The sequence below is a fragment of the Arthrobacter sp. P1_B11 genome, assembly GCF_056406715.1.
The window spans coordinates 245,221-271,547 of record NZ_JBFTZQ010000002.1; the positions used below are offsets into that span (position 1 = coordinate 245,221).

The window sequence follows — 26,327 nt, forward strand, 5'->3', positions numbered from 1 at the left end:
CGGAATGGAGTTCAGGCACTCCACCACGCTAGTACTCGGGCCCTGCCAAAGGAATAGCCCGGTCTCAAAAGATCGGCGCCGCCGCGGCCGACCCCGCCTCTTGACGGTCCCGGCCCCAGCAGGCGCCGATCTTCGTGGGCCTATTTTCCGCCGGTCGTGGCGTCGCCGCGGAGGACCCGCAGCCGCTGGCGGTACTCCGATTCATCGATTTCGCCGCGTGCATAGCGCTCCCGCAAAACGCTTTCACCGCCGCGGGCCGTTGCCCACTCGTGGTTCCGGCGCCAGGTGCGCCTCGCCACGAAAATGAACAGCCCGATGACCAGGATCCAGAACAGCGGGAACAGCAGGAACCACGGTGAGAAGCCGCCGCCATTCCAAGGGCCCCCGTATACAACAGTGTCCGCCGGCAGCTGCGAGGCCGCCGCAGCCAGGGTGGTGGCAAGTGAAGTAAGCATTTCAGTCATCCAAACTCTCGGTGGAGGGCCGTCTTTCGGCTCTGTTCCGAGTCTTGCCGTTCGACGGCGGGGGGGCGTCCGCCGCCGGGAGTCACCTTGGGATGCCCGCCTACTCCGGCAGGAGGCGTGCACCTACGCCTTTGGCCTACACCTTTAAGCTGCCCAGCCCCTTGAGTCAGCCCAGCGCCGTCAGCCGGCCCAGCCCGGGCGCACCAGCCCCGATTCGTAGGCGAGCACCACCAGCTGTGCCCGGTCCCTGATCAGCAGCTTGGTCATGATCCGGGAGACGTGCGTCTTGGCCGTGAGCGGCGTGATGAACAGCCGTTCAGCGATCTCTGCGTTGTTCAGGCCTTCACCCACCAACCGCAGGACCTCGCGTTCGCGCTCCGTAATCTGGTCCAGCGAGGCCGGGGGCCGGGACGCACGCGACTGCACGGCCAGCAGGGCCATGATGCGGCGGGTCACTGAGGGCGACAGGAGGGCGTCGCCGTCGTGGACCACGCGCACCGCGCGGAGCAGCTCCTCCGGTTCCGTGTCCTTGACCAGGAATCCGGCCGCCCCGGCCCGCACCGCCTCCGCGATGTATTCGTCCAGTTCAAAGGTGGTCAGGATTATGATCCGCGTGCCTGCCAGGTCCTCGGCGGCCATGATCTGCCGTGTGGCCTCAAGCCCGTCGCCGCCGGGCATGCGAATGTCCATGAGCACCACGTCCGGATGCTCGCGGGCCGCCAGGCGCACGGCGTCGCGGCCGGTCCCGCACTCGGCCACCACGGCCATGTCCGGTTCGGCGTTCAGCAGTGCGCGGAAACCAGCCCGGATGAGGTTCTGGTCGTCGGCCAGCAGGATGCGGATCATGTCCTGCCGTCCATCTCCTGCAGCGGCGGGGCGGGGACCGGCAGAATGGCCCGGACCCGCCAGCCCGGCTCGAGTGCAGCGAGCTCAAGCGTGCCACCCAGGGCGGCCGCCCGCTCCCGCATTCCGGTCACGCCGTTCCCTTCGGGAACTCCGGCGGCGCCAGCGCCGTCGTCGTCGATTGTCACGGTGAGCCGGCCGCCGCCGGACTCTGCCGGTGATTCCGGATCTTCCAGGGCGAGGACGACGCCGGCCTTCCGCGCTCCGGCGTGCCGCACCACATTCGTCAGGGACTCCTGGACGATCCGGTAGGCCACCTCCTGCACCGCCTCTGGAAGGCGGCTCGAAACGTCCGGGTCCGGCTGGGTCAGCACCACCTCCAGACCGGCGTTGCGGGCGCCTTCCGCGAGCCAGGCGACGCGCTGCAGCTGTGGCGGCGGCACCGGGCTGAGCGGGGCAGGGTCCAACCGGGCCGGGTCCAACCGGGCCGGGCCCAGCGGGGCTGGGCCCAGCGGGGCCGGGCCCAGCGGGGCGTCGTCGCGGAGGACTCCCAGAAGCTGGCGGATCTCCGCCAGCGATTCCTTGCTCGCTGTCTTGATCGCCTCCAGTGCCGGGCGGAACTGGCCCGGATCCTTCTCCCCCAGGTGCAGCGCCACTGAGGCGCGGACGTTGATCAGCGAGAGTGAGTGCGCCACGACGTCGTGGATGTCCCGGGCGAGCGCAAGCCGGTACTCGTCGCGCGCGGCCTGCTCCCGGGCTTCACGTTGGCGGCGGCGTTCGGCAACCCGCTCGCCGCGCAGCCTGGCACCTTCCCCGAACAGGACGAGGATGCCCAGCCACGATGTTCCAGCGAAGGCCCGGATCAGGGATGCGTCATCGCCGGCCAGCAGTGACACAGCCACCAGCACGGCAGCGCACGCGCCTGCCAACGCCCAGGTCTGCCAGCGTTTGCCGGCCGCCGCGGAGAACACGATGGCGAGGGCCAGCGACAGGAACACCGGGCCCCACGCATAGCCGAGCGCCAAATAGGCCGTGACGGCCGCTGCCGCAACCGGCAGCATGACCAGCGGAGCGCGCCGCCGCAACGATAACGAGGCCGGCCCCAGCAGCAGCAGGACGAAGGCGAGTACATCCAGGGGCCGGTGGTCCGGCTGCCGGGCGGAGGCGAAGAAGGTGCCGACAATCTGGAAAACCGCCACAGCGGTCACGATGACGGCGGTGGGCGGTCCCCGGAAACGGCGCTGCATAGTCCGAGCCTAGCCGCGGGCGCGCTGGTCGTCGTCTGCTTAACGGCGTAGGGCGCCTACTCCGGCAGGAGTAGGCGCCCTACGGTCCGGGCAGTGGAGAGCGAAATCAGCCGACGCCGGAGGTGCTTCCCGCTGCCAGTTGGCGTTCCGCGGCTTCGACCACGTTGGTCATGAGCAGCGCCACGGTCATGGGACCGACGCCGCCGGGGTTCGGCGAAATCCACCCGGCTACCTCGGCAGCGGCAGGATCGATGTCGCCATGGACCTTGCTCTTGCCCGTCTCGGGATCGGTTTCACGGGTGACACCGACGTCGAGCACGGCCGCGCCCGGCTTAATGTCCGCAGCCTTGACGATGTGCTTGGCACCCGCCGCCCCCACAATGACGTCCGCCTGCCGCAGCAGCTCCGAGAGGTTCTTGGTGCCGGTGTGCGTCAGCGTCACGGTGGCGTTCACGGCCCGCCGGGTGAGCAGCAGGCCGATCGAGCGGCCGATCGTGACGCCGCGGCCGACCACCACGACGTGCTTGCCCGCGAGGCTGTAGCCGTTGCGCTCCAGCAACTCGATGACGCCGCGGGGCGTGCACGGCAGCGGCGAGGTGATCTCGCCGTTGACATTGAGCACCAGCCGGCCAAGGTTGGTCGGGTGCAGGCCGTCGGCATCCTTGGCGGGGTCAACCCGCTCAAGAATCGCGTCGGTATCCAGGTGCTTGGGCAGCGGCAGCTGCACAATGTAGCCGTGGCACGCAGGATCCGCATTGAGTTCGTCAATGAGGGCCTCAACCTGGGCCTGGGTGGCATCCGCCGGAAGCTCACGCTGGATCGAGTTCATCCCGATCTCCACAGACTGCTTGTGCTTCATGGACACGTACAGCTGCGAGGCAGGGTCCGCGCCCACGAGTACGGTGGCAATGCCCGGAGTGACGCCGCGGGCCTTCAGGACCGCCACGCGCTCAGCCAGCTCGGATTTAATGGCGGCAGCGGCTGCCCTACCGTCAAGGACCTTCGCGGTCTGCGCCATAGAGGGGTTCACCACTGCTCGTGCTGCGGGTACAGCGGGAAGTCGGCGGCCAGCTTGTCCACGCGGGCCTGCAGTGCCTCCACATCGGTGCTGGACCCTGCCTTCAGTGCGGAGGCGATGATCTCTGCAACCTCGGTGAACTCCTGGGCGCCGAAACCGCGGGTTGCCAGCGCCGGGGTGCCGATGCGCAGACCGGAGGTGACCATCGGCGGGCGGGGGTCGAACGGCACGGCGTTGCGGTTGACGGTGATGCCCACGGAGTGCAGGAGGTCTTCGGCCTGCTGGCCGTCCAGCTGCGAGTTGCGCAGGTCAACCAGGACCAGGTGCACGTCGGTGCCGCCGGTGAGGACCGAGACGCCGGCTTCGGCGACGTCGGACTGGTTGAGGCGGTCCGCGATGATCTTGGCGCCCTCGAGGACGCGTTCCTGGCGCTCCTTGAACTCTGCGGTGCCGGCGATCTTGAAGGCCACAGCCTTGGCGGCGATGACGTGCATGAGCGGGCCGCCCTGCTGGCCCGGGAAGACGTTGGAGTTGAGCTTCTTGGCCCACGCCTGCTTTGCCAGGATCACACCGGAGCGGGGACCCGCCAGGGTCTTGTGCACGGTGGAGGTGACGACGTCGGAGTGCGGCACCGGGCTCGGGTGCAGTCCGGCCGCCACGAGGCCGGCGAAGTGCGCCATGTCGGTCCAGAGGAGGGCGCCCACTTCATCGGCGATGGAGCGGAAGGCTGCGAAGTCGAGGTGGCGCGGGTAGGCGGACCAGCCGGCGATGATGACCTGCGGCTTCTCGGCGATGGCCTGCTCGCGCAGCTTGTCCATGTCGACCCGGAAGTTGTCCTGCTCAACCTGGTAGGCCGCCACGTTGTACAGCTTGCCGGAGAAGTTGAGCTTCATGCCGTGGGTGAGGTGGCCGCCGTGCGCCAGGGAGAGGCCCAGGATCTTGTCGCCCGGAGTGATCATGGCGGACAGGGCGGCGGCGTTGGCCTGCGCGCCGGAGTGCGGCTGGACGTTGGCGTATTCGGCGCCGAACAGTTCCTTGACGCGGTCGATTGCCAGCTGCTCGGCGATGTCGACGTACTCGCAGCCGCCGTAGTAGCGGCGGCCCGGGTAGCCCTCGGCGTACTTGTTGGTCAGGACGGAGCCCTGGGCTTCCATAACAGCGCGCGGTGCAAAGTTTTCGGAGGCGATCATTTCCAGGGTGCCGCGCTGGCGGCCGAGTTCCTGGTCCAGTACTGCGGCGATCTCGGGATCGAGTTCAGCCAGCGGCTGGTTGCTGACGGTGAAGGAAGTGCTGACGGAAGTCGGTGAAGTAGTCACGAAGAACTCCTGGCTAGGGATGGGCACTGCTAAGGTCAGGCTACCGGCTGGGACGTTGCTCCGCCCCTTGATGACAAGTCACAGGACTGTCCCGGACGCTTGTCCGTTCAGGGCACCGCAGCGAACCGGGTGACCGCTCTTCGAGAAGCGCAGCACCCTGCCGGCAAAACATGACCCTCGGCCCAGGCGTACGATCCGTGGTCTTCGTGATTGCCGCTCCCTGGTGGTTAGCCACCCAACGCCAGTTGCGACCCCACCAGACTACCAAAAGGCAGGCCTCCGCGCGGGTAGGCTGTTCTTCGTGATTGAAGACCAGTTCGCCAAAGCGTACGTAGTAACCCTTTCCTGCCCCGACCGCCCCGGGATCGTCCACGCCGTCGCCGGCGCCCTGCTCGTGGCAGGCTGCAACATTACGGACTCCCAGCAGTACGGCAGCCAGTCCACCGGCACCTTCTTCATGCGCGTTGAAGCAACGACCGCCGCCTCCCGGGCCGACGTCCACGCGGCACTCGAGCCCGTGGCCGGGGCGTTCGGCATGCAGTGGAGCCTCCACCCGGTGGGCCAGAAGGTCCGCACGTTGCTCATGGCGAGCAAGTCCGCCCACTGCCTCAACGACCTCCTGTTCCTGCAGCGCTCCGGCACGCTGCCGATCGAGGTTCCGGCCATCGTCTCCAACCACAACGATCTGGCCGGGCTCGCGGAGTTCTACGGGATCCCGTTTCACCACATTCCGGTCACACCCGACACCAAAGCGCAGGCCGAGGACAAGCTTCGTGCCATCATGGCGGAGAACGATGTCGAACTGACGGTGCTGGCGCGCTACATGCAGATCATCTCCGACGAACTGTGCACCGAGCTGACCGGCAAGGCCATCAACATCCACCATTCCTTCCTGCCGTCCTTCAAGGGCGCCAAGCCGTACCACCAGGCCCACGCACGCGGCGTGAAGCTGATCGGCGCCACCGCCCACTACGTCACCGCCGCGCTGGACGAGGGCCCCATCATCGAGCAGGAGGTGATCCGGGTGGACCACGCGCGCACTCCGGAGCAGTTCGTGCAGATGGGCCGCGACGTTGAAGGCCGGACCCTCGCCCAGGCCGTGCAGTGGCACGCCGAGCACCGGGTGCTCCTCGACGGCAACCGGACAGTGGTTTTCAACTGACCCGTCCTTAGCTGACCTGGTCACCGCGGGCTTGTTCCCAGCAGGCGGGTTTTAACTCAGACTGGTTAACGCCATGACCCTGCTGACCGAAACTTCGCTGGAAACCTTCATCGCGCTGCTCAAAGCCCAGGGGCGCCACGCAGTGCTGGACGTCTGCTGCGGCCCCGGCGAGGACGGCCTCAGGTTCGTTCGGGCCGGCATCCACTACACCGGGGTGGACCCGTTCGACGGGAACGTCCGGTACGCCCTCTCCCGCCGCCTCAGCGTTTCCGTCGCGGAACCCGCCCGCCTGCCTTTCGCGGACCACAGCTTCCCAGCGGTGTGGGCAGTGCAGGCTCTGGCGGGGCTCACCGCTGAGGAGGCGGACGACGTCGTACGGGAACTCGAGCGGGTGGCGGCACCAGGCGCGCCGATCGCCGTCGTCCTCCCCTGACCACCCAACCGTGTCTGAGCGTGCACTCACGTGACAAAATAGGGTGTATTACCCGCCACCGCATCTGCATTTGCGCTTGCGCTAAGGATCGGCAATGAAGAAAGAGCTGAAGGACGCCGCGAACGCGGTCGAGGACGCATCGAACTCCAGGGCTCTCGTGATTGCCGCCAGAGCAGGTTTTGCCGTCAGCGGCCTGTTGCACCTGCTTATCGGGTTCGTCGCCATCCAGTTGGCATTAGGCACGGCGGGAAAGGCGGGACCGGCCGACCAAGCCGGTGCAGTCGCCCAACTCGCCGCCCAGCCGCAGGGTCTGCTGCTGCTCTGGGCCGGATTCGCCGCCTGCGTAGCTCTGACTCTCTGGCAAATCAGTAACTCCGTGTTCGATTACGGTCAGCTGGAGGCCAAGAAGAAGGTGGGCAAGAAGATTTCCGCAGCCGGCAAGGCGGTGGTGTTCGCAGTCATCGCGCTGACGTTCGCCGCCTCCGCAAGCGGCAACAGCAAGAACAGCGGAAAGACCACCAGCGATTTCACCCTCTCAATCATCAAAGCGCCCGGAGGTGCGGTCCTGCTGATCGCCATCGGGGCCGCGATCGCCATCGGCGGCCTTGTCTTCGTGGTCCTCGGAGTCAAGGGATCGTTCAAGAAGGAGCTCCGGCTGCCGTCCTCGGGCACCGCCCGTTCCGTCGTGACCGGGCTGGGCGTCGTCGGCTACGTGGCCGAGGGCGTCGCACTGTTTCTGGTGGGATTGCTGTTCATCATCGCCACCGCCAACGCCCGCCCCCAGGAGTCCACTGGCCTGGATGGCGGGTTGAAGGCACTGCGCGAGCAGCCGTACGGGGTGTACATGCTCACCGCCGTCGGCGCCGGCCTGATCTGCTACGGGCTCTACCTGATGGTGAAGGCCAAATTCGCACGGATGTAAGCTCCCCGCCGGCGCATATACGGAAATATTCCCGGACATGAGGCGATCCCCCGTTCGGCCAATTTTTCGCTCAGCCTGAGGCCGGCGCGAGCTGCTACGCAACTGGGCCGAACGGGTGTCTTAGGCTGGTGGCATGGCTCCCATATATTCTTTCGCCGGCGACACCCCGGACATCCACCCCTCGGTATTCGTGGCGCCGACAGCGTCGATCATCGGCCGGGCTACGCTCGCGGAGGACGCCAGCGCCTTCTACGGCGTTTCCGTGCGGGCGGACACCGCGACGATCAGCGTCGGCGCCGGCAGCAACCTGCAGGACAACGTAGTGCTGCACGCCGACCCCGGCTTCCCCTGCAGCGTCGGGGCACGTGTCAGCGTCGGGCACAGCGCCGTGGTCCACGGCTGCACCGTTGAGGATGACTGCCTCATCGGCATGAGCGCCACCATACTCAACGGCGCAGTGATCGGCGCCGGCTCGCTCGTGGCCGCCGGCGCCGTGGTCCTCGAAGGAACCGTGGTTCCGCCGCGCTCCCTGGTGGCCGGTGTACCGGCCAAGGTGCGCCGCGAACTCTCGGATGAGGAGTTCGACGGCGTGAAGCGCAACGCCGCCCACTACCGTGAACTCGCGCAGGCACACCGCGAACTGCACGCCAGCTAGCAGCGGCTGACCGAGCTCGTCGAGATCACGGTTTTGACGAGCTCAACCAGCGGCTAGTCCAGGCTGATGGGTCCCAGCGCGTCGAGCAGGTCGCCGGGGCCCGGGTTCGCAGCGGACGACGAACCGCCGAGGTGGTTTACCACGCCCCACACGGCGTTCAGCCCGGTGGTCACGGCGCCCTCGGCCCAGCCGGCGGTGAACGAGATGTCGTCGCCGGCCAGGAAGAGCCCGCGCTGCGCTTCCGGCAGCTTGTCCTGCTTAAAGTGGCTGAAGAGCCGCTGCTGGTAGCGGTAGTGCCCCGGCAGGTTTGCCTTGAATGCACCCATGAAGTTGGGGTCAGCTTCCCAGGAGACGGTGATGGGCTGGCCCACGATGTGGCTCGCGATGTCCACGCCCGGGTAGATCTGCTCCAGCGAGTGCAGCATCAGCTCGACCCTCTGGTCGGCGTCGAGCGCGAGCCACTTCAGGGCGTCGTCGTTCCAGGTGTAGGACAGCAGGATCACTGCCGGCTTGTCCGGTCCGTTGTCCAACAGGTACGTGGCGCGGTTAAGGCGGTCTGTCAGCGTCATGGACAGGACCTCGCGGCCGGTGGCGGGGTCGATGTCCTTCCAGAAAGGCCGGTCCACCATCACGAAGGTCTTGGACGACTGCATGTAGTGGGAACGCTCAATCGCCGTCCAGAGCTCCGCCGGGAACAGCGCCTCCTCGGTGTGGATGCGCGTGGACAGCAGCCACGACTGGCATGTGGTGACCACGGCCGGGTACGCGGACTCGCGGCCCCACCGCTCGCGGATGCGCAGGTCGCCGCTGGCATCGCGGCTGATCCGGTCAACGGCTCCCCGCGGGGAGCCCGAGTGCAGCGACGCCAGTGACGTCCCCTCCGGCCAATGGGCCATGCCCGACGGCGCGTGGTGCCACAGTGCCTCGGGGAGCCTTTGCGCTCCCCCGGCGATGAGACGGTGCTGGTCGTCGGCGTCCGTGTACACGACGCGCAGGATCTCCAGGATGGAGTTGGGGAAGTCCGTGTCCCAGCCGCCGGTGCCGAAGCCCACCTGGCCGAAGGCCTCGCGGTGCGCGAAGCCCGCCTCCTTGAACGAGTCGCTTCCGGCAATGAAGCCGTAGAAGGTCTGTTCGTCCAGCAGCGGCAGCAGCTCGTTCCAGAGCTCCTTGATCCGCGCTGTGTCGCGAGCCCGGATGGCGTCCTGCATCTCACTGAACTTGGCGCCGTCGTTCACGGCCGCCTTCCAGGCCTCGGCCACTTCGCGGAAGAACGGCGGCAGGTCCGCCGCGGTGCTTGCGTAGTGCTTCTGCCCGGCGAGTTCGATCACAGTGCTGGAGGTTGCGGGGGCCAGCGGGTTGGGGAAGTCCTGGGTCTCGATGCCCAACAAGTCAACGTAGTGGTAGAACGCCTTGCCTGACACCGGGAAACGCATGCCGCCCAGATCCGCAACCACTCCCGGAGCGGAGGGGAAGCTGGCCGTGCGCAGGCGGCCGCCGATCTGGTCGGCTTCATAGACTACCGGGCGCAGCCCGAGCTTCATGAGTTCGTAGGCGGTGACAAGTCCAGACAATCCCGCACCCACCACAGCCACTTCTGTGCCGTATAGCTCGGCCGGCACGGAGCCCAGTCCGTCCGGGTGGGCGAGGTAGTGGTCGTAGCTGAACGGGAAGTCCGGGTTCAGCATGGTGATAGGGGCCTGGTCCAGCTTGTCGGAAGCGGCCGCTGCGGTGCCGGTCAGGGTGCCGGCGGAGGTGCCGACGCTGGACGGATCCGAGGCGGGCAGTTCGGTGGCGATGGTCATGGAAGCTCTGCCTTCATGGTTTCGGGGGTTGACGTGGTGCTCGAAAGTTCGCGGCTGGACAATTCACGGTATTCCTCGTGACTCAGGGAAGCCACCCTTGAGTTGCGGCGGCCGTAGCCGAAGTAGGCGGCCAGGCCTACCAGCATCCAGATCCCGAAGGTCACCCAGGTATCGACGCCCAGGTTAGCCATCAGGTAGGCGCACATGAGCGCACCGAGGATCGGGGTGAGCGGGAAGAAAGGGACCCGGAAGGTCCGTTTGAGCTCTGGCCGGGTGCGGCGCAGGTAGATGACGGCGACGTTTACCAGCGCGAAGGCGAAGAGGGTGCCGATGCTGGTGGCGTCGGCCAGGGCACCGAGCGGAACCAGCCCGGCAGTGAGGGCGACGAGGATGCCCACGATCAGCGTGCCGGCAACCGGAGTGCCGGTCTTCGGCGAGACCCGGCCGAAGACCTTGGGCATGAGTCCGTCGCGGGCCATGGAGAGCAGGATGCGGGTTTGTCCGTAGAGGACGGTCAGCACGATGCTGGCGATGGCCAGGACGGCACCCACGGCGAAGACGAGGGCGATCCACGGCTGACCGGTGGTCTCCTCAAGGATCTTGACGAGCGCGGCTTCGTTACCGTCGAACCAGCCCCAGGGCCGGGCGCCGATGGCGGCCACGGCAACCAGGACGTAGATGGTGGTGACGATCAACATGGAGAGCATGATGGCCCGCGGCAGGTCGCGCTTGGGGTTGCGGGCTTCCTCGCCGGCGGTGGATGCGGCGTCGAAGCCGATGTAGGAGAAGAAAACGCTGGAGGCTGCGGCGGACACCCCGGCGGCACCCATGGGCATAAGAGGCTCGAAGTTGCCGGCGTTGAAGGCTGTGAAGGCAACCGCGCAGAAGAAGAGCAGGATGACCACCTTGATAGCCACTATGGCCGTGTTGATCCAGGCGCTTTCCTTGGCACCCCGTACAAGCAGGATCATGGCCAGGAGAACAATGATCATGGCCGGGATGTTCATGACGCCGCCGTCACCGGGCGGCTGGGAGATCGCGTCCGGCATGACCATGCCGAAGACCGCCAGGGCCTCGTTCACGTACTGGCCGGCGCCCACTGCGACGGCGGCCACCGAGACGGCGTATTCCAGCACGAGGCACCAGCCGCAGATCCACGCCATGCCCTCACCCAGGGTGGCGTAGCTGTAGGAATAGCTGGAGCCGGCCACCGGCACCAGGCCGGCCATTTCGGCGTACGACACGGCGGACAGCAGGGCGGCCACGCCGGCGATGGCGAAAGAGATCCAGATGGCTGGCCCGGCCAGCGGTACCGACTCACCCAGAATCACCAGGATGCCGGTTCCGAGGGTGGCACCCACGCTGATCATGGTCAGCTGCAGGACGCCGAAGCTGCGGACCAGGCGGGGTCCGCCGTGGCCTGTTTCGGCTTCAGTGACCATCTGTCCGATCGGCTTGCGGCGCAGCAGCTGGGCTGCCAGGCCGGGCCGGCCGGCCGGCGCCGCCGGCCGCTGTTCTGTGTAGGTGGGCACAGTCATCGTTGACGTCCGTTCGTGAGTAGTTGTCGATTCCCCTCGCCCTAGCCTAGACGTGTGAGGCACCTCTCACTGTTGTGCAAAATGACCTATAGTGTTCTGGCATGAGACGTAATGCACAAAAGAAAACCACGCCCTCTGCCGTGTTTTCCGGCCAGGTCAGCGTTGACCTGACTGCCATTTCCGACAATGTCCGGGCCCTCCGGGCGCTCACTTCTGCGCCGCATTTCATGGCGGTGGTCAAGGGCAACGCCTACGGCCACGGGCTGGTGGACGTGGCCCAGGCAGCCCTTGCCGCCGGGGCCGACTGGCTCGGGACCGCGCAGCTCACCGAAGCCCTCGCGCTGCGACGGGCCGGCATCACCGCCCCGGTTCTGTCCTGGCTGTACCTGGCCACGGCGTCCAGCGACATCATTCGCGAGGCCCTGGAAAACGACGTCGACATGTCCCTGGGCAGCGCCGCCCAGCTGGATGTGGTGGCGGGCATCGCCCGCGCGCTCGGAAAGCCGGCGGCGGTCCATCTGGAGCTGGACAGCGGGCTGAGCCGAGGCGGCGCCCGCACCGAGGACTGGCCGGACCTTGTGGCCGCCGCACGCAGCGCCGAGCTTGAGGGAACGCTCACCGTCAGGGGAATCTGGACCCACCTGGCCTGGGCCGACGTGCCCGCGCACCCCAGCAACGCCGCCGCGGTAAACGCCTTCGAGGACGCCGTGCGGCTGGCCCGGGAAGGCGGGCTGGATCCGGAACTCAGGCACGTTTCCAGTTCCGCCAACATTCTGGACCGCCCCGAGTTCGCCTTCGACATGGTGCGGGCCGGACTGGCCGTCTACGGCCTGGCGCCTGCCGACCACCTGGATCCGGCGGATTTCGGGCTGCGTCCTGCCCTCACCGTGACGGCTCCCGTGGTGCTGGTCAAGAGGGTGCCTGCGGGCACCGGCGTGAGCTACGAACACCAGGCCATCACGCATGAGGCGCGGTTCCTGGGGCTGATTCCGCTGGGCTATGCGGACGGCATTCCCAAAGGCATTTCCGGCCGCAGCATGGTCCAGCTGGGCGGCAGGCGGGTGCCCGTGATCGGCAAGGTGTGCATGGACCAGTTCATGGTGGATCTCGGCCCGGAAACCGGCGGCGTGTCCGTCGGCGACACCGCCGTGCTGTTTGGTGATCCGGACACCGGAGCGGCGAGCGCTGACGACTGGGGCTCGGCCATCGGCAGCCACGGCGACGAAATCATCAACAGAATCGCGCCCCGCCTCCCCCGGACCTACGGCCCGCCCCTTAATAGCGGCCTGCCCAGGGCTTACGAGTGCCCCGACTACCAGGACCCCGAAGACGGTGCGAACCATGTCGCCTGAGGCTGCCGCCGGAACCGGAACCGGAACGGGCTCCGGGACCGCGGCCGGGGCCGGGGCCGGAGCCGGCGCCGGCGCCGGGACCGGGACCGAACGGCTGAGCGTTGTCACGCTCCAGCAGTTCCTGGACAAGTTGCCGCCTGAGTTGAAGATCCTTCACGACGGCGGCAACGGCACCGGCCTGCTCCGGTGGGTCGAGCCCAGTGAGCTTGAGGATCCCACCCCGTATCTGCTCGACGGCGAGTTCCTCCTCACCGCGGGGCTGCCTTTTGTGGGCGAGGCAGGCCACGAAGCCAGGGTTGATGCCTACGTGCGGCGCCTGGTGGGAGCCCGCGTAGGTGCCCTGGGTTTCGGCCTTGAGCCCTACTTCAACGCTGCGCCGGAGGCACTGGTCGACGCCTGCGTCCGGCACAACCTGACACTGGTGGAAGTGCCCAGCACGGTGCCGTTCGCGGCCATCGGGCTGGAGTTCTCACAGCTGCTCGAATCGGACAACGCCAAACTGTTCAGGCAACTGGCGGACACCAACCGGCAGCTGATGCGCGCGGTCCTTTCCGCCCGCCCCGAGCACGAACTCCTGGCCGCGCTGACCCAACGGGTCCCGGTGTGGGCGGTGCTGGTCGGCGCGGACGGAAGGGTCCGCGCCCGGGCGGGCGCTGGCGTCGAGCTTCCCGCACTGCAGCAGATCCTGGAACGGCTCCTGGGCGGCAGCGGGCCCCGGGTGGAGATGGATTCCTTCGACGTTCCCGGCTCCGCGCTGGTGTTCGGGCATCCGCTGCGCAGCACCCGCGACGCCAACCTTGGCGCTCTGATCCTGGGCACTGACGCCCCGCTGACGCCGTCGCAGAACAGCGTGGTGTCATCCGCCGTCGGACTCTTGGAACTGCTGGTCCGGCAGCGGACCAGCGGGTCCCTCGCCCCCAGCCAACTGGCCACCGCGCTGCTGCTGCACCCGGACAGCCTGGCAAGCGGAGGAACGAAGCATGTCAACGGCCTCAGGGACCTGCTGGCCCAAAGCACGTCCTCCACCCGATCGGCCCCGCTGCGGGTGGTGCAGGGCATCAAGGCGGAGCATGCCGCATGGCCGGCGGGCGACAGCCCGGTGCGGGAACTGCTGCAGTGGCGGCGGCTGTTCGACACGAAGCTCGTGGAGATCACGGACTACGGCTTCGCGGCCGTCACGCGGCTGAAGGTCGACGACGCCCTGGTGGGCGAAGTCGAAAAACTCGGCTGGCGCCTGGTCATCGGGGACGCCACCGAACTGGCGGGGCTGGCAGGCGCGTACCAGCGCGTGACGTCACTCCGGTCTCGGGTCAGGAACACCGGAAAGAGCGCGCGGGTGGATGACGTCTCGTGGACGGTGGCCGGCCTGCTGGGCCGCGAAGCCGGCACCATGCTGGCGGGCCGCCTGCTGGAGCCTCTGCTCAGCCAGGAGCCCGAACGCCGGGACGCGCAGCTCGCGGTCCTGCGCTCGTGGCTGGGCGAAAACGGAAGCTGGGATGCCACGGCCAAGGTGCTCGGACTGCACCGCAACAGCGTCCGGCGGCAGATCAACGCCGTGGCGGAACTGCTGGACAGCGACCTCAACCAGGCGCAGGTACGGGCCGAGCTGTGGATCGCCCTGCAGTACGTGGACGAGCTGTTGCCGGCCGCCGGCGCCGCGACGGCCGGTCCCGTGACGTAATTAACCCGGGCCGTCCACATCCAGGCCGTCTTCCCACGCGCGGTAGACGCGCGGACGGCGTTCGGCCAGGTACGGCACGGTCTCCCTTGCCTGCCGGGCCGCCTCGGCGCTGACGTCAGCGAACAGCAGTTCCGGGCCGGACCCGGCCGCGGCCAGCAGGGAACCGTCCGGAGCGGCAATCACGCTTCCGCCGAGGAATTCGCAGCCATCTTCCGTGCCCGAGTGGTTGGCGTAGGCCACCGTCAGTTGGCTTTCCAGCGCACGGGCACGCAGGAGGATCTGGGGAACCTCGTCGAATCCGTGGGCAAGCGCGGTGGGAACGAGGAGCAGGTCGGCGCCGCGGGCGGCCGCGGCACGCGCGGTCTCGGGAAATTCCACGTCGTAGCAGATCGCCAGTGACGTCTTGATCCCGTCTAGATCCACGACGGCGGGGGCTGCTTCGGCGGGGCTGAACGCCTTGCGCTCCTCGGGCCCGAACAGGTGGACTTTGGAGTAGCTGAGCAGTTCCTCACCGTGGTTGCTGACCAGGGTCGCCGAGATCTGCCATTGCCCGTCGGCCGCGATGGCAGGAAGGCTGTAGACGATCGCGATGCTGCGGCGCCGGGCGATGTCCGCCAAGGTACTGCGGATCGCGGAGAGGCCGGCAGGGTCCAGTTCCGTGCGGACCCGCAGCGGCGCGTAGCCCACCGGAAACAGTTCGGGGGTCAGCAACACGCGCGCACCTGCCGCCGCCGCGTTCTGCGCCGCCTCATCAACCGCACGGCAGTTGTGTTCCACATCCAAAACAGTGGAGTTTGCCTGCATCAGCGCCAGCAACACCATGATCACCTCAAGAGTCTTTTGCGAATGTCCGCCTGGACCGGACCGCCTTTGTCTTCAGCGTAGCCCCGGCCGTAAGTCCTTAACCCGGGCCATTTGCACCGTCGAAGTCGGCCTGCGGGACGTATTGTCCGCCTGCACCCGGGCAATGAGAACCCCTCCCTTGCGTTAACTTCTTGACTGCAAGGCTGCGATGGTGCACTCTTCTAAGCATGCCCTCAACATCGCGCTCAACGAGGAGCCGAACTAAAAACCCAGGGTCGCAGTCCGCTCTCCGGCATCTGAACCAGCAGCGGATCATCGAATGCCTGCTGAACGGACCCTCAACCCAGGCGGAACTCGCCCGGCAAACGGGCCTGTCAACCGCGACCGTGTCCAACATCGTGAAAATCATGCAGGATTCCGGCCTGGCCTCCACCGAGCCGATTACCAGTTCCGGGCGGCGGGCGCTCAACGTGCGGCTGAACAGCAACGGCGCGGTGGCTGTGGGCATCGACTTCGGCCGCCGGCACTTGCGCGTGGTGCTTGCCTCCCTGAGCTACCACATCATCGCCGAGGAATCCGTCCTGCTTCCCCTCGGGCACCACGCCGATCAGGGCATCCTGGCCGCCGTCACGCTGCTGTCCAAATTGCTCACCGACAGCGGAGTGGAGCGCAGCGCCATAGTGGGTGCCGGCGTCGGCATCCCCGGCCCCATAGACCGCCGGACGGGCACGGTGGCCCAAGGCGCCATCCTCCCCGAATGGGTGGGTATCAACATCCTGGAACACCTCGAAAACACCCTGCAGTTCCCCATATTCATCGACAACGACGCCAATCTTGGGGCATTGTCCGAGGTCACGTGGGGACCGCACAGCGGCATCAGCAACCTCATGTTTATGAAGATCGGTTCGGGCATTGGCGCCGGGCTGATTCTCAACGGCAACCCGTACTACGGCAACGTAGGCATCACGGGTGAAATCGGCCATGCCACGATCCACGAACACGGACTGATCTGCCGGTGCGGCAACAGGGGCTGCCTCGAGACCATCGCCTCCACCACCACCATGATCGAGCTGCTGAGCCGGGGGGAGGAAAAGCCGCTGACACCCGAGGACATTGTCCGCAAAGCGCTGGCAAGGGACTCGGCCACCCTTCGCGTGGTGGACGACGCCGGCTTGGCAGTCGGGCGTGCGCTGGGCAACGTGGCCAACCTGATCAACCCGGAGGTGATAGTGGTGGGCGGCCCGCTGGCCGGGCTCGGCGAGCTCCTGCTGGACCCCGTCCGCAGGGGTCTGGTGCGGCACGCAGTCCCTGTTATCGGAGAAACGACGACCCTGACAATGTCCTCTTTGGGCGACCGCGCCGAGGCTCTGGGCGCGGCGGCCCTGGTCTTCCAACACGCCGGAATCCGGCGTTCGTAAGGTTTTCGTTACCTGCCCGTTGCGTTAAAGACTTGACGACAAGGGTTGTGATCCAGTTTACTTTTTCATCAGACGGCCCTGCGTTTTGCAGGGCGGACAACGAAGTCACGCATTGGAGGCGTAAGGGCAAATGACGTCCCTCGACACGCATAGCGATCCCGTAATCCTCGAGATGCGCTCCATCACCAAGGAATTCCCCGGCGTTAAAGCTTTGGCCGAGGTAAGCCTGTTGGTGAAGGCCGGAGAGATCCACGCGATCTGCGGTGAGAACGGCGCCGGCAAGTCCACGCTGATGAAGGTCCTCTCGGGGGTGTACCCCCACGGCACGTATACCGGCGACATCGTTTACCAGGCACAGGTCCAGCAGTTCAAGGACATCCGTGCCAGCGAGCACGCCGGAATCGTGATCATCCACCAGGAGCTCGCGCTGATCCCGGAGCTCTCCATCGCGGAGAACATCTTCCTGGGCAACGAGCCCGTCAAGCGCGGCGTTATCGACTGGGCCGAGGCCCGCACCCGGACCCGCGAGTTGCTCGCACGGGTGGGATTGCGGGAGGACCCGGATACTCCTGTCAAGGAAATCGGCGTCGGGAAACAGCAGCTTGTGGAGATCGCCAAGGCGCTGAACAAGTCCGTGAAGCTGCTCATCCTCGACGAGCCCACCGCGGCGCTGAACGAATCCGATTCCCAGCACCTGCTGGACCTGATCCTGGGCCTGAAAGGCCGCGGCATCACGTCCATCATCATTTCCCATAAGCTCAACGAGATCGAGCAGATCGCGGATTCCATCACCATCATCCGCGACGGGAAGTCCATCGAGACCCTGGACGTGAAGGCCGACGGCGTCGACGAGGACCGGATCATCAAGGGCATGGTCGGCCGCACGCTGGAGTCCCGGTTCCCGGACCACGTGCCCAAGATCGGCGAGGTCCTGTTCGAGGTCAAGAACTGGACCGTCGGGCACCCGCAGGTCCAGGACCGCATTGTCTGCAAAGGCTCTAACTTCTTCGTCCGCCGGGGCGAGATCGTCGGCTTCGCCGGCCTCATGGGAGCCGGCCGCACCGAACTGGCACGGTCGGTGTTCGGCCGTTCCTATGGCCGCTACATCACCGGCAGCATCTACAAGGACGGCAAGGAACTCCACCTCAAGAACGTCAAACAGGCCATCGACGCCGGCCTCGGCTACGTCACCGAGGACCGGAAGTCCCTGGGCCTGAACCTCCTGGATGACATCAAGACCACCACCGTCTCGGCGGCGCTGCACAAGATCAGCAAGCACTTCGTGGTGGACGTCAACAAGGAGTTCACGGTGGCCGAGCAATACCGCAAATCGCTGCGCACCAAGACGCCATCCGTGGAGGAAGGCGTGGCCAAGCTCTCCGGCGGCAACCAGCAGAAGGTGGTCCTTGCGAAGTGGATGTTTACCGATCCCGACCTGCTGATCCTGGACGAGCCCACCCGCGGCATCGACGTCGGCGCCAAGTACGAGATATACGGCATCATCCAGCAGCTGGCCAACCAGGGCAAGGGAGTCATCGTCATCTCCTCCGAACTGCCTGAACTGCTCGGCCTCTCCGACCGCATTTACACGATCTTCGAAGGCGCCATCACCGGCGTCGTGGACAAAGACGAAGCCAGCCAGGAAAGCCTCATGAAACTTATGACTTCCGCCAGAAAAACCGCCTGACCCTCTGGAATCCTCCAGAACCTTCCAGAACAAGGACTGACACAATGAACGCGCTCAAGAAGCTCTTTGGCGGCAACACCCGCCAATTCGGCATGATCTTCGCCCTGGTTGCCCTGATCGTCTTCTTCCAATTCGCCACTGAAGGCCGCACGCTCACCCCCGGCAACGTCATCAATCTCTTCAACGGCAACTCCTACATCCTGATCCTGGCCATCGGCATGGTGCTGGTCATCATCGCCGGCCACATCGATCTGTCGGTCGGCTCTGTGGCAGCGTTTGTCGGCGTCACCGTGGCCCTTGCCATCAGGGACTGGGGAATCCCCTGGTACCTGGGCATCCTCCTCGGGCTCGCGCTCGGAGCCCTGATCGGCGCCTGGCAAGGGTTCTGGACGGCCTACGTGGGGATTCCCGCCTTCATCGTCACGCTGGCCGGCATGCTGCTGTTCCGCGGCTTCAACCAGTTCGTCGGCAAGTCCAACACCATCCCGGTCCCCGCCGACTTCCAGTACATCGGCTCCGGCTACCTTCCCGAGGTCGGCCCGAACACGGGTTTCAACAACCTCACCCTGCTGCTCGGCCTGCTGGGCGTCGCATTCGTGATCTTCAGTGAAATCCGCTCCCGCCGCACCGCCAAGGCACTCGGCGCCGAGGTCCCCGAGGCCTGGGTGGTCATCACCAAGCTCGTGCTGATCTGCGGTGCCATCCTGTACGCCACGTACCTGTTCGCCACGGGCCGCCCGGGCACCTCGTTCCCCATCCCCGGGCTCATCCTCGCCGTCCTGGTCCTGATCTACGGGTTCATCTCCGCCAAGACCGTCGTCGGCCGCCACGTGTACGCGGTGGGCGGCAACCGGCATGCAGCCGAGCTCTCCGGCGTCCAGTCCAAGAAGGTCAACTTCCTGGTCATGATGAACATGTCCATCCTGGCCGGCCTAGCCGGCATGATCTTCGTGGGCCGGTCCACCGCCTCTGGACCGTTCGACGGCGTCGGCTGGGAACTAGACGCCATCGCGGCCGTGTTCATCGGCGGCGCCGCCGTGACCGGCGGTGTCGGCACCGTGATCGGCTCGATCGTCGGTGGCCTTGTGATGGCAGTGCTGAACAACGGCCTGCAGCTCCTCGGCGTCGGCGCCGACCTCACCCAGATCATCAAGGGCCTGGTCCTGCTGATCGCCGTGGCGTTCGACGTCTACAACAAGAGCCAGGGAAAGAGGTCCATCATCGGCATGCTGACCCAGAGCTTCAACCGCCCCAGCGGCGGAACGTCGCTCCAGCCGGACGAGACAACTTCCACCAAAGAAACCATCTCCCGGGAAGCCTGAGCACCGCCACTCCCCGGAAGCATTTCCCACCCCTATAGAAAGTGAACCAACAATGCGAATGATTGGTAAAGCAGGAAAGGCGGCAGCGATCGCTGCCATTGCGGCACTGGCGCTGACAGCCTGCGGCCGTTCCGACTCCGGTACAACGGGCGGTGGCACAGCTGGCGGCGAGGCTTTCCCCCAGAACTCCTCGATTGGCGTCGCGCTCCCCCAGAAGACCAGTGAGAACTGGGTCCTGGCGGAAAAGCTGTTCAACGACGGACTCACCGGCGCCGGCTTCAAAGCAGACGTCCAGTTCGCCAACGGCGGCGTCTCGGAACAGCAGAACCAGATCAGCGCCATGATCACCAAGGGCGCCAAGGTCATCATCGTTGGCGCCATCGACGGCGCCCAGCTTGGCACCCAGCTCAAGCAGGCCAAGGACGCCGGCGCGACCATCATCGCCTACGACCGTCTGCTGCTGAACACCGAGAACGTGGACTACTATGTGGCCTACGACAACTTCAAGGTCGGCGAGCTGCAGGGCCAGGCACTCCTCGAGGGCATGGCGAAGAAGAAGGCCCAGGGACCGTACAACATCGAGCTCTTTGCCGGATCCCCCGACGACGCCAATGCGAAGGTCTTCTTCGACGGCGCGATGAAGGTGCTCCAGCCGAAGATCGACGACGGCACCCTCAAGGTGGTTTCCGGCCAGAAGTCGTTCGAACAGGCCGTCACCCAGGGCTGGAAGGCAGAAAATGCCCAGCGCCGTGCCGACACGCTGCTGACCGGCAGCTACTCCTCCGCTTCGCTGGACGGCGTCCTGTCCCCGAACGACACCCTGGCCCGTGCAGTACTGACGTCAGTCAAGGCCGCCGGCAAGCCGCTTCCGGTTGTCACCGGCCAGGACTCCGAGGTTGAGTCCGTCAAGTCCATCATGGCCGGCGAGCAGTACTCCACCATCAACAAGGACACCCGCAAGCTCGTTGAGCACGCGATCGTCATGGTCAAGGACATCCAGGCCGGCAAGAAGCCTGAAATCAACGACGACAAGTCCTACAACAACAAGGTCAAGACCGTTCCTGCGTACCTGCTGGAGCCGGTCATCGTGACCAAGGAGAACGTCAAGACGGCCTACGTGGGCGATCCGGTACTCGGACCGATCACGAAGTAAGGTCACAGGCGTCCCAGCGTTCCAGACACTGGCACCGCCGAGCCCCGGCTCCCCCGCAAGGGAGGGCCGGGGCTCGTCGCTTTCCTCCCCAACCCTCCTGCACCTTTCGCAACAAAACTCTCAACCCTCCTGCACCTTTCGCAACAAAACTCTCAACCCTCCTGCACCTCCCGGAGGGCGCTGGGAAACAGTCACAGCAAACGCATAGCTTTGGCTCCGACTCTGCACAGCCGCGGGCGCCAGTGTGGGATCCGAAGCCGGCCATTCCGCCGGCACGTGATCCCAAGGAGTACCGTGAGCGTCCTCGCCCGCAGTGTAGGCAATGCCTTCAGAAACAAGGTCAGGACGGCTGCCGTTGTGGCCGTTCTTGCCGTAGCAATCGGACTGGCCCTGGCCATGCTCGTGGCCAACCAGGCTGTGGCGGCGAAAGTCCAGGAGCTGAACGCTTCGGTGGGGACGGTGCTCACGGTCAATCCGGCCGGCGGCCAGGGATTCGAGGGCGGCGGCGAGCCGCTGACCTCGGCACAGGCGGTGACGGCGGCCGGCGTCCCCAACGTGACCGCCGTCGTCGGAACCAAAACGCTGCGGCTGCGCAACGCCACGGAAGCTGCCGCGCAGGCGGCGGCCGGGACCCAGGCAGGTCCGGGCGGCGGCCAAGGGGGCCCCGGCGGACAGACCACCACGCTGACCACCAGCCTCACCGCGGCGGTGGACGCCGGAACGCTCGGCACCCGGAACCAGGCCAGCTCGGGAACCACTGGCACCACCGGCGCCGCCACACAGCCGGCGCGGACTCTTCCTATCACTGCCACCGGCATCGGCGCCGAGGTGGACAGCGCCGGAAAGGCGCTTGAACTGACCGAAGGCGCCGGTTTGGGCAATTACACCGCGGCCTCCACCAAGGCGCTGCTGGGCACCACCCTCGCCGAGAAGAACAACCTCAAGGTGGGCTCCACGTTCACCATCAACAGCACCAAATTCACCGTCGCGGGGTTGTTCGACGCCGGCACTGCCTTCGGCAACAACGCCCTGTACGTGACGCTGCCGGCGGCGCAGACGCTGGCGGAACTGCCCGGTGAACTCTCCACAATGATCGTCACGGTCAACAGCATGGAGAACGTGGACTCCACCAAGACGGCCCTGCAGGCCGCCATCGGGTCGGACAAGGCGGACGTCACGCAGGGCCAGCGCAACCTGGAAACCGCCGTCAGCTCGCTGGACAGCGTCAAGAACATCTCCCTGGTGGCCTTCCTGGCCGCGCTCGGAACCGCCGGCCTGATCATTCTGCTGATCATGGTGATGCTGGTCCGGGAGCGCCGCCGCGAGATCGGTGTCCTGAAGGCCATCGGCGCACGCAACGGCACCATCGGCCTCCAGTTCGTGCTCGAGGCCCTGGTGCTGGTGGCCCTGGGAAGCGTGGTGGGTGCCGCCATCGCGTCCTTCGCCAGCGGCGGCATCGCCAGTGCGCTGGTCAGCTCTGGCACGAGCACGACGGCGGCTGCCCGGCGCGGTGCCGGCGTCCCGGGCGGCGCGGGCTTCCCCGGCGGCGGGGCCGGTCTTCCCGGCGGTCCGTTCGGCGGGGCGTCGCAGCTGCTGACCTCGGTCACCGCGAGTGCCTCCCCCGGCGTGATCGCCGCCGGCATCGGCGCGGTCTTCGGGGTCGCCATCATCGGTGCGCTGGTCCCCGCCCTGCTCACGGCCCGCATCCGTCCCATCGAAGTCCTCCGAGGAGAATAGCCATGATTGAAGTCAAGAACCTCGTCCGCACCTTCAAGACCGGCGACCGGACCATCAAGCCGGTCAATGATGTCAGCTTCGAGCTGGAACAGGGCACACTGGCGTCCATTGTCGGGAAGAGCGGCAGCGGCAAGAGCACGCTGTTGTCCCTCCTCGGTGCGCTGGACAAGCCCACGAGCGGGGACGTCGTCGTGAACGGCGTGAGCCTGGCGAGCATGCCCGACGGCAAGCTGACGGAGTACCGGCGCCGGGACATCGGCTTTGTGTTCCAGCAGTTCAACCTGATCCCCAACCTGTCCGCGCTGGACAATGTGATGCTTCCGATGGAGTTCGCCGGCGTACGGAAGTCAGGGCGGGTACAGCGGGCGCGCGAGCTGCTCGAGCAGGTACAGCTCGACTCGGAGAAGCACGCGCGCCGGATCAACCGGCTCTCTGGCGGCGAGCAGCAGCGCGTTGCCATCGCCCGGGCGCTGGCGAACGAGCCCAAACTGATCCTGGCCGACGAGCCCACGGGCAACCTGGACGAGCAGACGGGCGAGCACATCATCGAACTCCTCAGTTCGCTCAGCCGGGACCACAACACCACCATCCTCGTGGTGACGCACGACCGCCAGCTCGCCAACAAGACCGACCGGCGCTTCCGGCTGCAGCAGGGCAAACTGACGGAGGAACCCGCCCGCAGCCGGGTGGGCGCGGCGGCGGCGGGGTAACGTCCCCTAGGGGTGCGGGCACAGCGGGGAACTGAGGGAGGGCTGGTTTCAACCCTCTCTCAGCTCCCGCAGCGTTCAACACAACGCTCTCTCACTTCCCGTCGGAAATCTTCGAACGCTCTCTCAGTTGCTGTCGGAAATCTTCGAACGCTCTCTCACTTCCTGCAGCGTTCGACCCAACGCTCTCTCACCCGGATGAGAGGATGGCGTCATGACGTCACCCATCGCCACGCCGTGGCTTTTCAGCCAGTCCAACCAGGATCCCCTCGCCGCCACCGGCGCTCCGATTCGGTGGGGTGTCATCGCCACCGGGCGGATCGCCTCGCTGGTCTCCCGGGATCTGGCCCTGCTCGAAGATGCTGAGCTGTACGCGGTCAGTTCACGCCGGCAGGAGGCGGCGGACACCTTCGCCGCCGAATTCGGCTTCTCAAGGGCGTACGGTGGCGACGGCGGGACGCCTGGGTATGAGCGCCTTCTCGCCGACGACTCGGTCGACGTCGTGTACGTGGCCACGCCTCACGCCCAGCACCACCAGATGGTGCTGGCCGCCCTGAATGCCGGCAAACATGTGCTGTGCGAAAAAGCCTTCACGATCAACGCCCGCGAGGCCACCGAGCTGATCGCCGTGGCCCGCGAAAAGCAGCTGTTCCTGATGGAAGCGGTGTGGAGCCGCTTCCTTCCCAGCATTCAGCGGGCATTCGAAATCGCCGCCTCCGGCGAACTAGGAACGGTGCAATGGGTCACCGCGGATCTGGGCTTCCCCGCACCCTATTCGCCCACAGCACGGCTGTGGGCGGTCAAGGACGGCGGCGGTGCGCTCCTCGACCTGACGGTGTACCCGCTGCTGTGGGCGCTGGGCACCTTAGGATTCCCGCAGGCGGTCAGCGCCACGGGCTTCCTTAATGATGACGGCGTCGACGCCCAGAATGCGCTGACGCTGGGTTACCACCACGGAGCACAGGCGCAGCTGACCTCGTCGCTGCTGGCCCACGGCCCGCGGGCCGCCACAGTTGCCGGAAGCCTGGGCTATCTTCAGGCACTCGGCTCGATCAACAACCCCAAGCAGCTAGTCATCGGCATCGGGCGCGAACCGCTTCGCACGGAACATTTCCACGTTGCGGGCCAGGGCTACACCTATGAGCTTCGCGAGGTGACCCGGTGCATCCAGCAACGCCTGACGGAAAGCCCTGTCATGCCGCTCGAGGATTCCCTGAACACCATGCGGCTTTTCGACGGAGTCCGGGCACAGCTTGGGGTCAGCTATCCGAACGACGCCCACTGACAGGCTGGTCCTGTGCAGGCACTTGCTTCGCAGAAATCCAAATAATATTGTCTGCCGGGTCTGGACTCTCACTTTGAAGCGGGCTTAGGCTGTAGAAGATCGTCGATTATTCGGTGACTTGGGGGGGTGTTGCGCATGGCTGGTGCCGGATTGCCATGGTCCGCGCTCCGCCCCCTGCGCCCGGTGCTTATCGCCGGAGCTGTCGCTGTGGCCTGGCTCTCCTTTTCAGCCCCGGGTGCAGACGCATCCAACTCGTCCACCTCCGAGTCTCCTCTTGGCGAAATCACCGCGACGGTTTCGTCGCTAAGCACTGGCGTCGATAACGCTGTTGACGTCATCCACCATGCACAGAACGTTGCCGATCCGGTAGGCGAGACGCTGCCGGACCCTGCTGCGGTTGTCATTCCGGAGCCTGCGCCGGCCGCTCCGCTGCCCCAACCCGATCCGCAAACGCCCGCTCCCGAGACGGCGGTGCTACCGGCCGTCGTCGCTCCCGTCGTGGACGAGATCGCGATCCCGTTGGAGACGGTGGTAGGCATCCTGCCTGCGGCAGAAGTACTGCCCGCCGAGGCCGTTGCGCCGGTCGCCTCACAGGTGGATGCCGCGGTTAGCGGTGTGGTGGAGACAGTTGTGCAGCCCGTGACCGAGACGGTCCCGGTGGACCAGGTGATCGGCCAAGTTCCCGATCTGCATCCTGATGCCCCGGCCCTCAATGCTCCTGTGGGCACGCCAGTTGTTGAGGCCGTGAAGGACCTCGTCACCGTTCCCGAATCCTCCACCGGTCCCCCGCTCACGCCTGCTGCCACGTCTGTTGCTACGTCTGTTGCCACTGACAGGACTGACGGCGCAGACCTTTCCGCGCAAGTCCGCCCGGGATATGCCTCCCTGGTGACCGCTGTGGCCTCCAGCGGAATTGCGCCCAGTCACCTGGGCGGTGCCGGCCATGCGGGTCACAAGAACGCTTCGGGCTCGTCGCCTGCACTTCCCTCCGGCGGAGGAACACCCGGCGGCGACAGCACGCGGTCCCCGGATGCCCTGCTGCCGTCTACGCCGTCGGGGTCGGGCAGTGGCCAGTCCTCGGGCGGCCCGTCAACCTCCGCCGCGTGGCTGACCAGTCCCTTTGAATACCTTCCGCTTACCGGCATCGTCCCGGCCAGCGGTCCACTTCAGCATGTCCCTTCGCCGGTGGCTATTGACCCCGGCTCCTCTCCTGACTAGTTGGGCCTTTCCTGCCTTTCCTTGGGCAGAAATCCGGCCAATCGGGCTGCCTCTGTGCGCCTGTCAACAACTCTTCAGGAGACATCAAAATGCACCAGAAAATTCGCAGGGGCCTACTGGGCACCCTCTTTGCCGGCGGCCTCTTAGCCCTCGGCGCCACCGCGGCTAACGCGGATACCACGGCCACAGGAACTGTTACTGTTGCGCCCGCATCCGCGTCAGCGGACCTCACTGCTTCGACGTCGTTGGGTCTGCTGGGTGGCCCAACGCCGTCGGATACTCCTCAAGTCGCTGTAGCTGCTGACATCGACCTCATCACTGGCAGCAACACGGCGCCGGCTACCGAAGCCACGGCCGTGGTGGACGTGAACCTCGGCAACACCACCGGCGCAGGCACCGAAACCATCCCSGCAGCSAACGCCMCCGTCGACGTCAACCTCGGCAACACCACCGGCGCAGGCACCGAAACCATCCCSGCAGCSRACGCCMYCGTCGACGTCAACCTCGGCAACACCACCGGCGCAGGCACCGAAACCATCCCSGCAGCGGACGCCCTCGTCGAC

General features: G+C 66.3%; 22 protein-coding genes, 1 pseudogene and 1 riboswitch. Of the genes and pseudogenes, 15 read left to right on the top strand and 8 right to left on the bottom strand.

Annotated elements, in window-relative coordinates; all coding sequences use genetic code 11:
• Positions 1-140: 140 nt before the first annotated feature.
• The 5 genes from AC1D14_RS03265 to glyA form a co-directional block, all read right to left on the bottom strand.
• Positions 141-455 (bottom strand): SHOCT domain-containing protein, encoded by a 315-nt coding sequence (locus AC1D14_RS03265; RefSeq protein WP_230117111.1) that lies wholly within the window; start codon positions 453-455, stop codon positions 141-143.
• Positions 456-644: 189 nt separating this feature from the next.
• The gene (locus AC1D14_RS03270; protein WP_476968047.1) at positions 645-1,310 is read right to left on the bottom strand and encodes a response regulator; all 666 of its coding nucleotides are present in this window, start codon (positions 1,308-1,310) and stop codon (positions 645-647) included.
• On the bottom strand, positions 1,307-2,554 hold the full coding sequence (locus AC1D14_RS03275; RefSeq protein WP_476968048.1) for a sensor histidine kinase: 1,248 nt from the start codon (positions 2,552-2,554) through the stop codon (positions 1,307-1,309). The genes AC1D14_RS03270 and AC1D14_RS03275 overlap by 4 nt, the downstream gene beginning before the upstream one ends.
• A gap of 106 nt (positions 2,555-2,660) precedes the next feature.
• Entirely contained in the window at positions 2,661-3,572 is a 912-nt protein-coding gene (locus AC1D14_RS03280) for a bifunctional methylenetetrahydrofolate dehydrogenase/methenyltetrahydrofolate cyclohydrolase (protein WP_230117108.1), read from the bottom strand.
• Between the two features lie 8 nt (positions 3,573-3,580).
• A complete protein-coding gene (gene glyA / locus AC1D14_RS03285) occupies positions 3,581-4,888 on the bottom strand; it encodes a serine hydroxymethyltransferase (RefSeq protein ID WP_476968049.1) in 1,308 nt (435 codons plus the stop codon).
• 173 nt (positions 4,889-5,061) lie between these two features.
• Positions 5,062-5,147, bottom strand: a riboswitch (ZMP/ZTP riboswitch).
• 42 nt (positions 5,148-5,189) lie between these two features.
• Here glyA and purU point away from each other — a divergent pair.
• The 4 genes from purU (at position 5,190) to AC1D14_RS03305 (ending at position 8,060) form a co-directional block, all read left to right on the top strand.
• Entirely contained in the window at positions 5,190-6,050 is an 861-nt protein-coding gene (gene purU / locus AC1D14_RS03290; RefSeq protein WP_476880978.1) for a formyltetrahydrofolate deformylase, read from the top strand.
• 73 nt (positions 6,051-6,123) lie between these two features.
• Positions 6,124-6,483: a class I SAM-dependent methyltransferase gene (locus tag AC1D14_RS03295; protein ID WP_230117105.1), complete on the top strand. Its 360-nt coding sequence runs from the start codon at positions 6,124-6,126 to the stop codon at positions 6,481-6,483.
• Positions 6,484-6,577: 94 nt separating this feature from the next.
• Entirely contained in the window at positions 6,578-7,405 is an 828-nt protein-coding gene (locus AC1D14_RS03300) for a DUF1206 domain-containing protein (protein ID WP_230117104.1), read from the top strand.
• Between the two features lie 133 nt (positions 7,406-7,538).
• On the top strand, positions 7,539-8,060 hold the full coding sequence (locus AC1D14_RS03305) for a gamma carbonic anhydrase family protein (protein WP_230117103.1): 522 nt from the start codon (positions 7,539-7,541) through the stop codon (positions 8,058-8,060).
• Between the two features lie 53 nt (positions 8,061-8,113).
• Here the strand turns inward: AC1D14_RS03305 and AC1D14_RS03310 are convergent, their stop codons facing one another.
• On the bottom strand, positions 8,114-9,862 hold the full coding sequence (locus AC1D14_RS03310; protein WP_230117102.1) for a flavin monoamine oxidase family protein: 1,749 nt from the start codon (positions 9,860-9,862) through the stop codon (positions 8,114-8,116).
• Positions 9,859-11,400 carry an amino acid permease gene (locus tag AC1D14_RS03315; protein WP_230117101.1) on the bottom strand — a complete coding sequence of 514 codons (1,542 nt, stop codon included), beginning with the start codon at positions 11,398-11,400 and terminating at the stop codon, positions 9,859-9,861. Before AC1D14_RS03315 ends, AC1D14_RS03310 begins: the two co-directional genes overlap by 4 nt.
• 101 nt (positions 11,401-11,501) lie before the next feature.
• Between AC1D14_RS03315 and alr the strand changes: the two genes are divergently transcribed.
• Both alr and AC1D14_RS03325 read left to right on the top strand, forming a co-directional pair.
• Entirely contained in the window at positions 11,502-12,752 is a 1,251-nt protein-coding gene (alr, locus tag AC1D14_RS03320; protein WP_230117100.1) for an alanine racemase, read from the top strand.
• Positions 12,742-14,433, top strand: a complete 1,692-nt coding sequence (locus tag AC1D14_RS03325) for a PucR family transcriptional regulator (protein ID WP_476968050.1) — start codon at positions 12,742-12,744, stop codon at positions 14,431-14,433. Before alr ends, AC1D14_RS03325 begins: the two co-directional genes overlap by 11 nt.
• Here AC1D14_RS03325 and AC1D14_RS03330 read toward each other — a convergent pair whose 3' ends face one another.
• Entirely contained in the window at positions 14,434-15,255 is an 822-nt protein-coding gene (locus tag AC1D14_RS03330) for a nitrilase-related carbon-nitrogen hydrolase (protein ID WP_230117186.1), read from the bottom strand. It abuts the gene before it with no gap.
• 209 nt (positions 15,256-15,464) lie between these two features.
• Here AC1D14_RS03330 and AC1D14_RS03335 point away from each other — a divergent pair, with 209 nt between their 5' ends.
• The 9 genes and pseudogenes from AC1D14_RS03335 to AC1D14_RS03375 all read left to right on the top strand — a co-directional run.
• Positions 15,465-16,655, top strand: coding sequence for an ROK family transcriptional regulator (locus AC1D14_RS03335; RefSeq protein ID WP_230117098.1), 1,191 nt, complete (start codon positions 15,465-15,467; stop codon positions 16,653-16,655).
• Between the two features lie 130 nt (positions 16,656-16,785).
• The gene (gene mmsA, locus AC1D14_RS03340; RefSeq protein WP_230117097.1) at positions 16,786-18,342 is read left to right on the top strand and encodes a multiple monosaccharide ABC transporter ATP-binding protein; all 1,557 of its coding nucleotides are present in this window, start codon (positions 16,786-16,788) and stop codon (positions 18,340-18,342) included.
• 44 nt (positions 18,343-18,386) lie between these two features.
• Positions 18,387-19,664: a multiple monosaccharide ABC transporter permease gene (gene mmsB / locus AC1D14_RS03345; RefSeq protein ID WP_230117096.1), complete on the top strand. Its 1,278-nt coding sequence runs from the start codon at positions 18,387-18,389 to the stop codon at positions 19,662-19,664.
• Positions 19,665-19,716: 52 nt separating this feature from the next.
• Positions 19,717-20,817: a substrate-binding domain-containing protein gene (locus AC1D14_RS03350; RefSeq protein WP_230117095.1), complete on the top strand. Its 1,101-nt coding sequence runs from the start codon at positions 19,717-19,719 to the stop codon at positions 20,815-20,817.
• Between the two features lie 294 nt (positions 20,818-21,111).
• Positions 21,112-22,554, top strand: coding sequence for an ABC transporter permease (locus AC1D14_RS03355; protein WP_230117094.1), 1,443 nt, complete (start codon positions 21,112-21,114; stop codon positions 22,552-22,554).
• A gap of 2 nt (positions 22,555-22,556) precedes the next feature.
• Entirely contained in the window at positions 22,557-23,264 is a 708-nt protein-coding gene (locus AC1D14_RS03360; RefSeq protein WP_476880980.1) for an ABC transporter ATP-binding protein, read from the top strand.
• Positions 23,265-23,475: 211 nt separating this feature from the next.
• Positions 23,476-24,546 (top strand): Gfo/Idh/MocA family protein, encoded by a 1,071-nt coding sequence (locus AC1D14_RS03365; RefSeq protein WP_476968051.1) that lies wholly within the window; start codon positions 23,476-23,478, stop codon positions 24,544-24,546.
• Positions 24,547-24,681: 135 nt separating this feature from the next.
• Complete coding sequence (locus AC1D14_RS03370) at positions 24,682-25,764, top strand: hypothetical protein (RefSeq protein WP_476968052.1); 1,083 nt, start codon at positions 24,682-24,684, stop codon at positions 25,762-25,764.
• Positions 25,765-25,853: 89 nt separating this feature from the next.
• A pseudogene (locus tag AC1D14_RS03375) lies at positions 25,854-26,327 on the top strand (hypothetical protein); the annotation flags it as partial.

Coding starts and splice junctions, on each gene's coding strand:
- AC1D14_RS03265 (WP_230117111.1), bottom strand. CDS start 455: ATGCTTACTTCACTTGCCACCACCCTGGCTGCGGCGGCCTCGCAGCTG.
- AC1D14_RS03270 (WP_476968047.1), bottom strand. CDS start 1,310: ATGATCCGCATCCTGCTGGCCGACGACCAGAACCTCATCCGGGCTGGT.
- AC1D14_RS03275 (WP_476968048.1), bottom strand. CDS start 2,554: ATGCAGCGCCGTTTCCGGGGACCGCCCACCGCCGTCATCGTGACCGCT.
- AC1D14_RS03280 (WP_230117108.1), bottom strand. CDS start 3,572: ATGGCGCAGACCGCGAAGGTCCTTGACGGTAGGGCAGCCGCTGCCGCC.
- AC1D14_RS03295 (WP_230117105.1), top strand. CDS start 6,124: ATGACCCTGCTGACCGAAACTTCGCTGGAAACCTTCATCGCGCTGCTC.
- AC1D14_RS03300 (WP_230117104.1), top strand. CDS start 6,578: ATGAAGAAAGAGCTGAAGGACGCCGCGAACGCGGTCGAGGACGCATCG.
- AC1D14_RS03305 (WP_230117103.1), top strand. CDS start 7,539: ATGGCTCCCATATATTCTTTCGCCGGCGACACCCCGGACATCCACCCC.
- AC1D14_RS03310 (WP_230117102.1), bottom strand. CDS start 9,862: ATGACCATCGCCACCGAACTGCCCGCCTCGGATCCGTCCAGCGTCGGC.
- AC1D14_RS03315 (WP_230117101.1), bottom strand. CDS start 11,400: ATGACTGTGCCCACCTACACAGAACAGCGGCCGGCGGCGCCGGCCGGC.
- alr (WP_230117100.1), top strand. CDS start 11,502: ATGAGACGTAATGCACAAAAGAAAACCACGCCCTCTGCCGTGTTTTCC.
- AC1D14_RS03325 (WP_476968050.1), top strand. CDS start 12,742: ATGTCGCCTGAGGCTGCCGCCGGAACCGGAACCGGAACGGGCTCCGGG.
- AC1D14_RS03330 (WP_230117186.1), bottom strand. CDS start 15,255: ATGGTGTTGCTGGCGCTGATGCAGGCAAACTCCACTGTTTTGGATGTG.
- AC1D14_RS03335 (WP_230117098.1), top strand. CDS start 15,465: ATGCCCTCAACATCGCGCTCAACGAGGAGCCGAACTAAAAACCCAGGG.
- mmsA (WP_230117097.1), top strand. CDS start 16,786: ATGACGTCCCTCGACACGCATAGCGATCCCGTAATCCTCGAGATGCGC.
- mmsB (WP_230117096.1), top strand. CDS start 18,387: ATGAACGCGCTCAAGAAGCTCTTTGGCGGCAACACCCGCCAATTCGGC.
- AC1D14_RS03350 (WP_230117095.1), top strand. CDS start 19,717: ATGCGAATGATTGGTAAAGCAGGAAAGGCGGCAGCGATCGCTGCCATT.
- AC1D14_RS03360 (WP_476880980.1), top strand. CDS start 22,557: ATGATTGAAGTCAAGAACCTCGTCCGCACCTTCAAGACCGGCGACCGG.
- AC1D14_RS03365 (WP_476968051.1), top strand. CDS start 23,476: ATGACGTCACCCATCGCCACGCCGTGGCTTTTCAGCCAGTCCAACCAG.
- AC1D14_RS03370 (WP_476968052.1), top strand. CDS start 24,682: ATGGCTGGTGCCGGATTGCCATGGTCCGCGCTCCGCCCCCTGCGCCCG.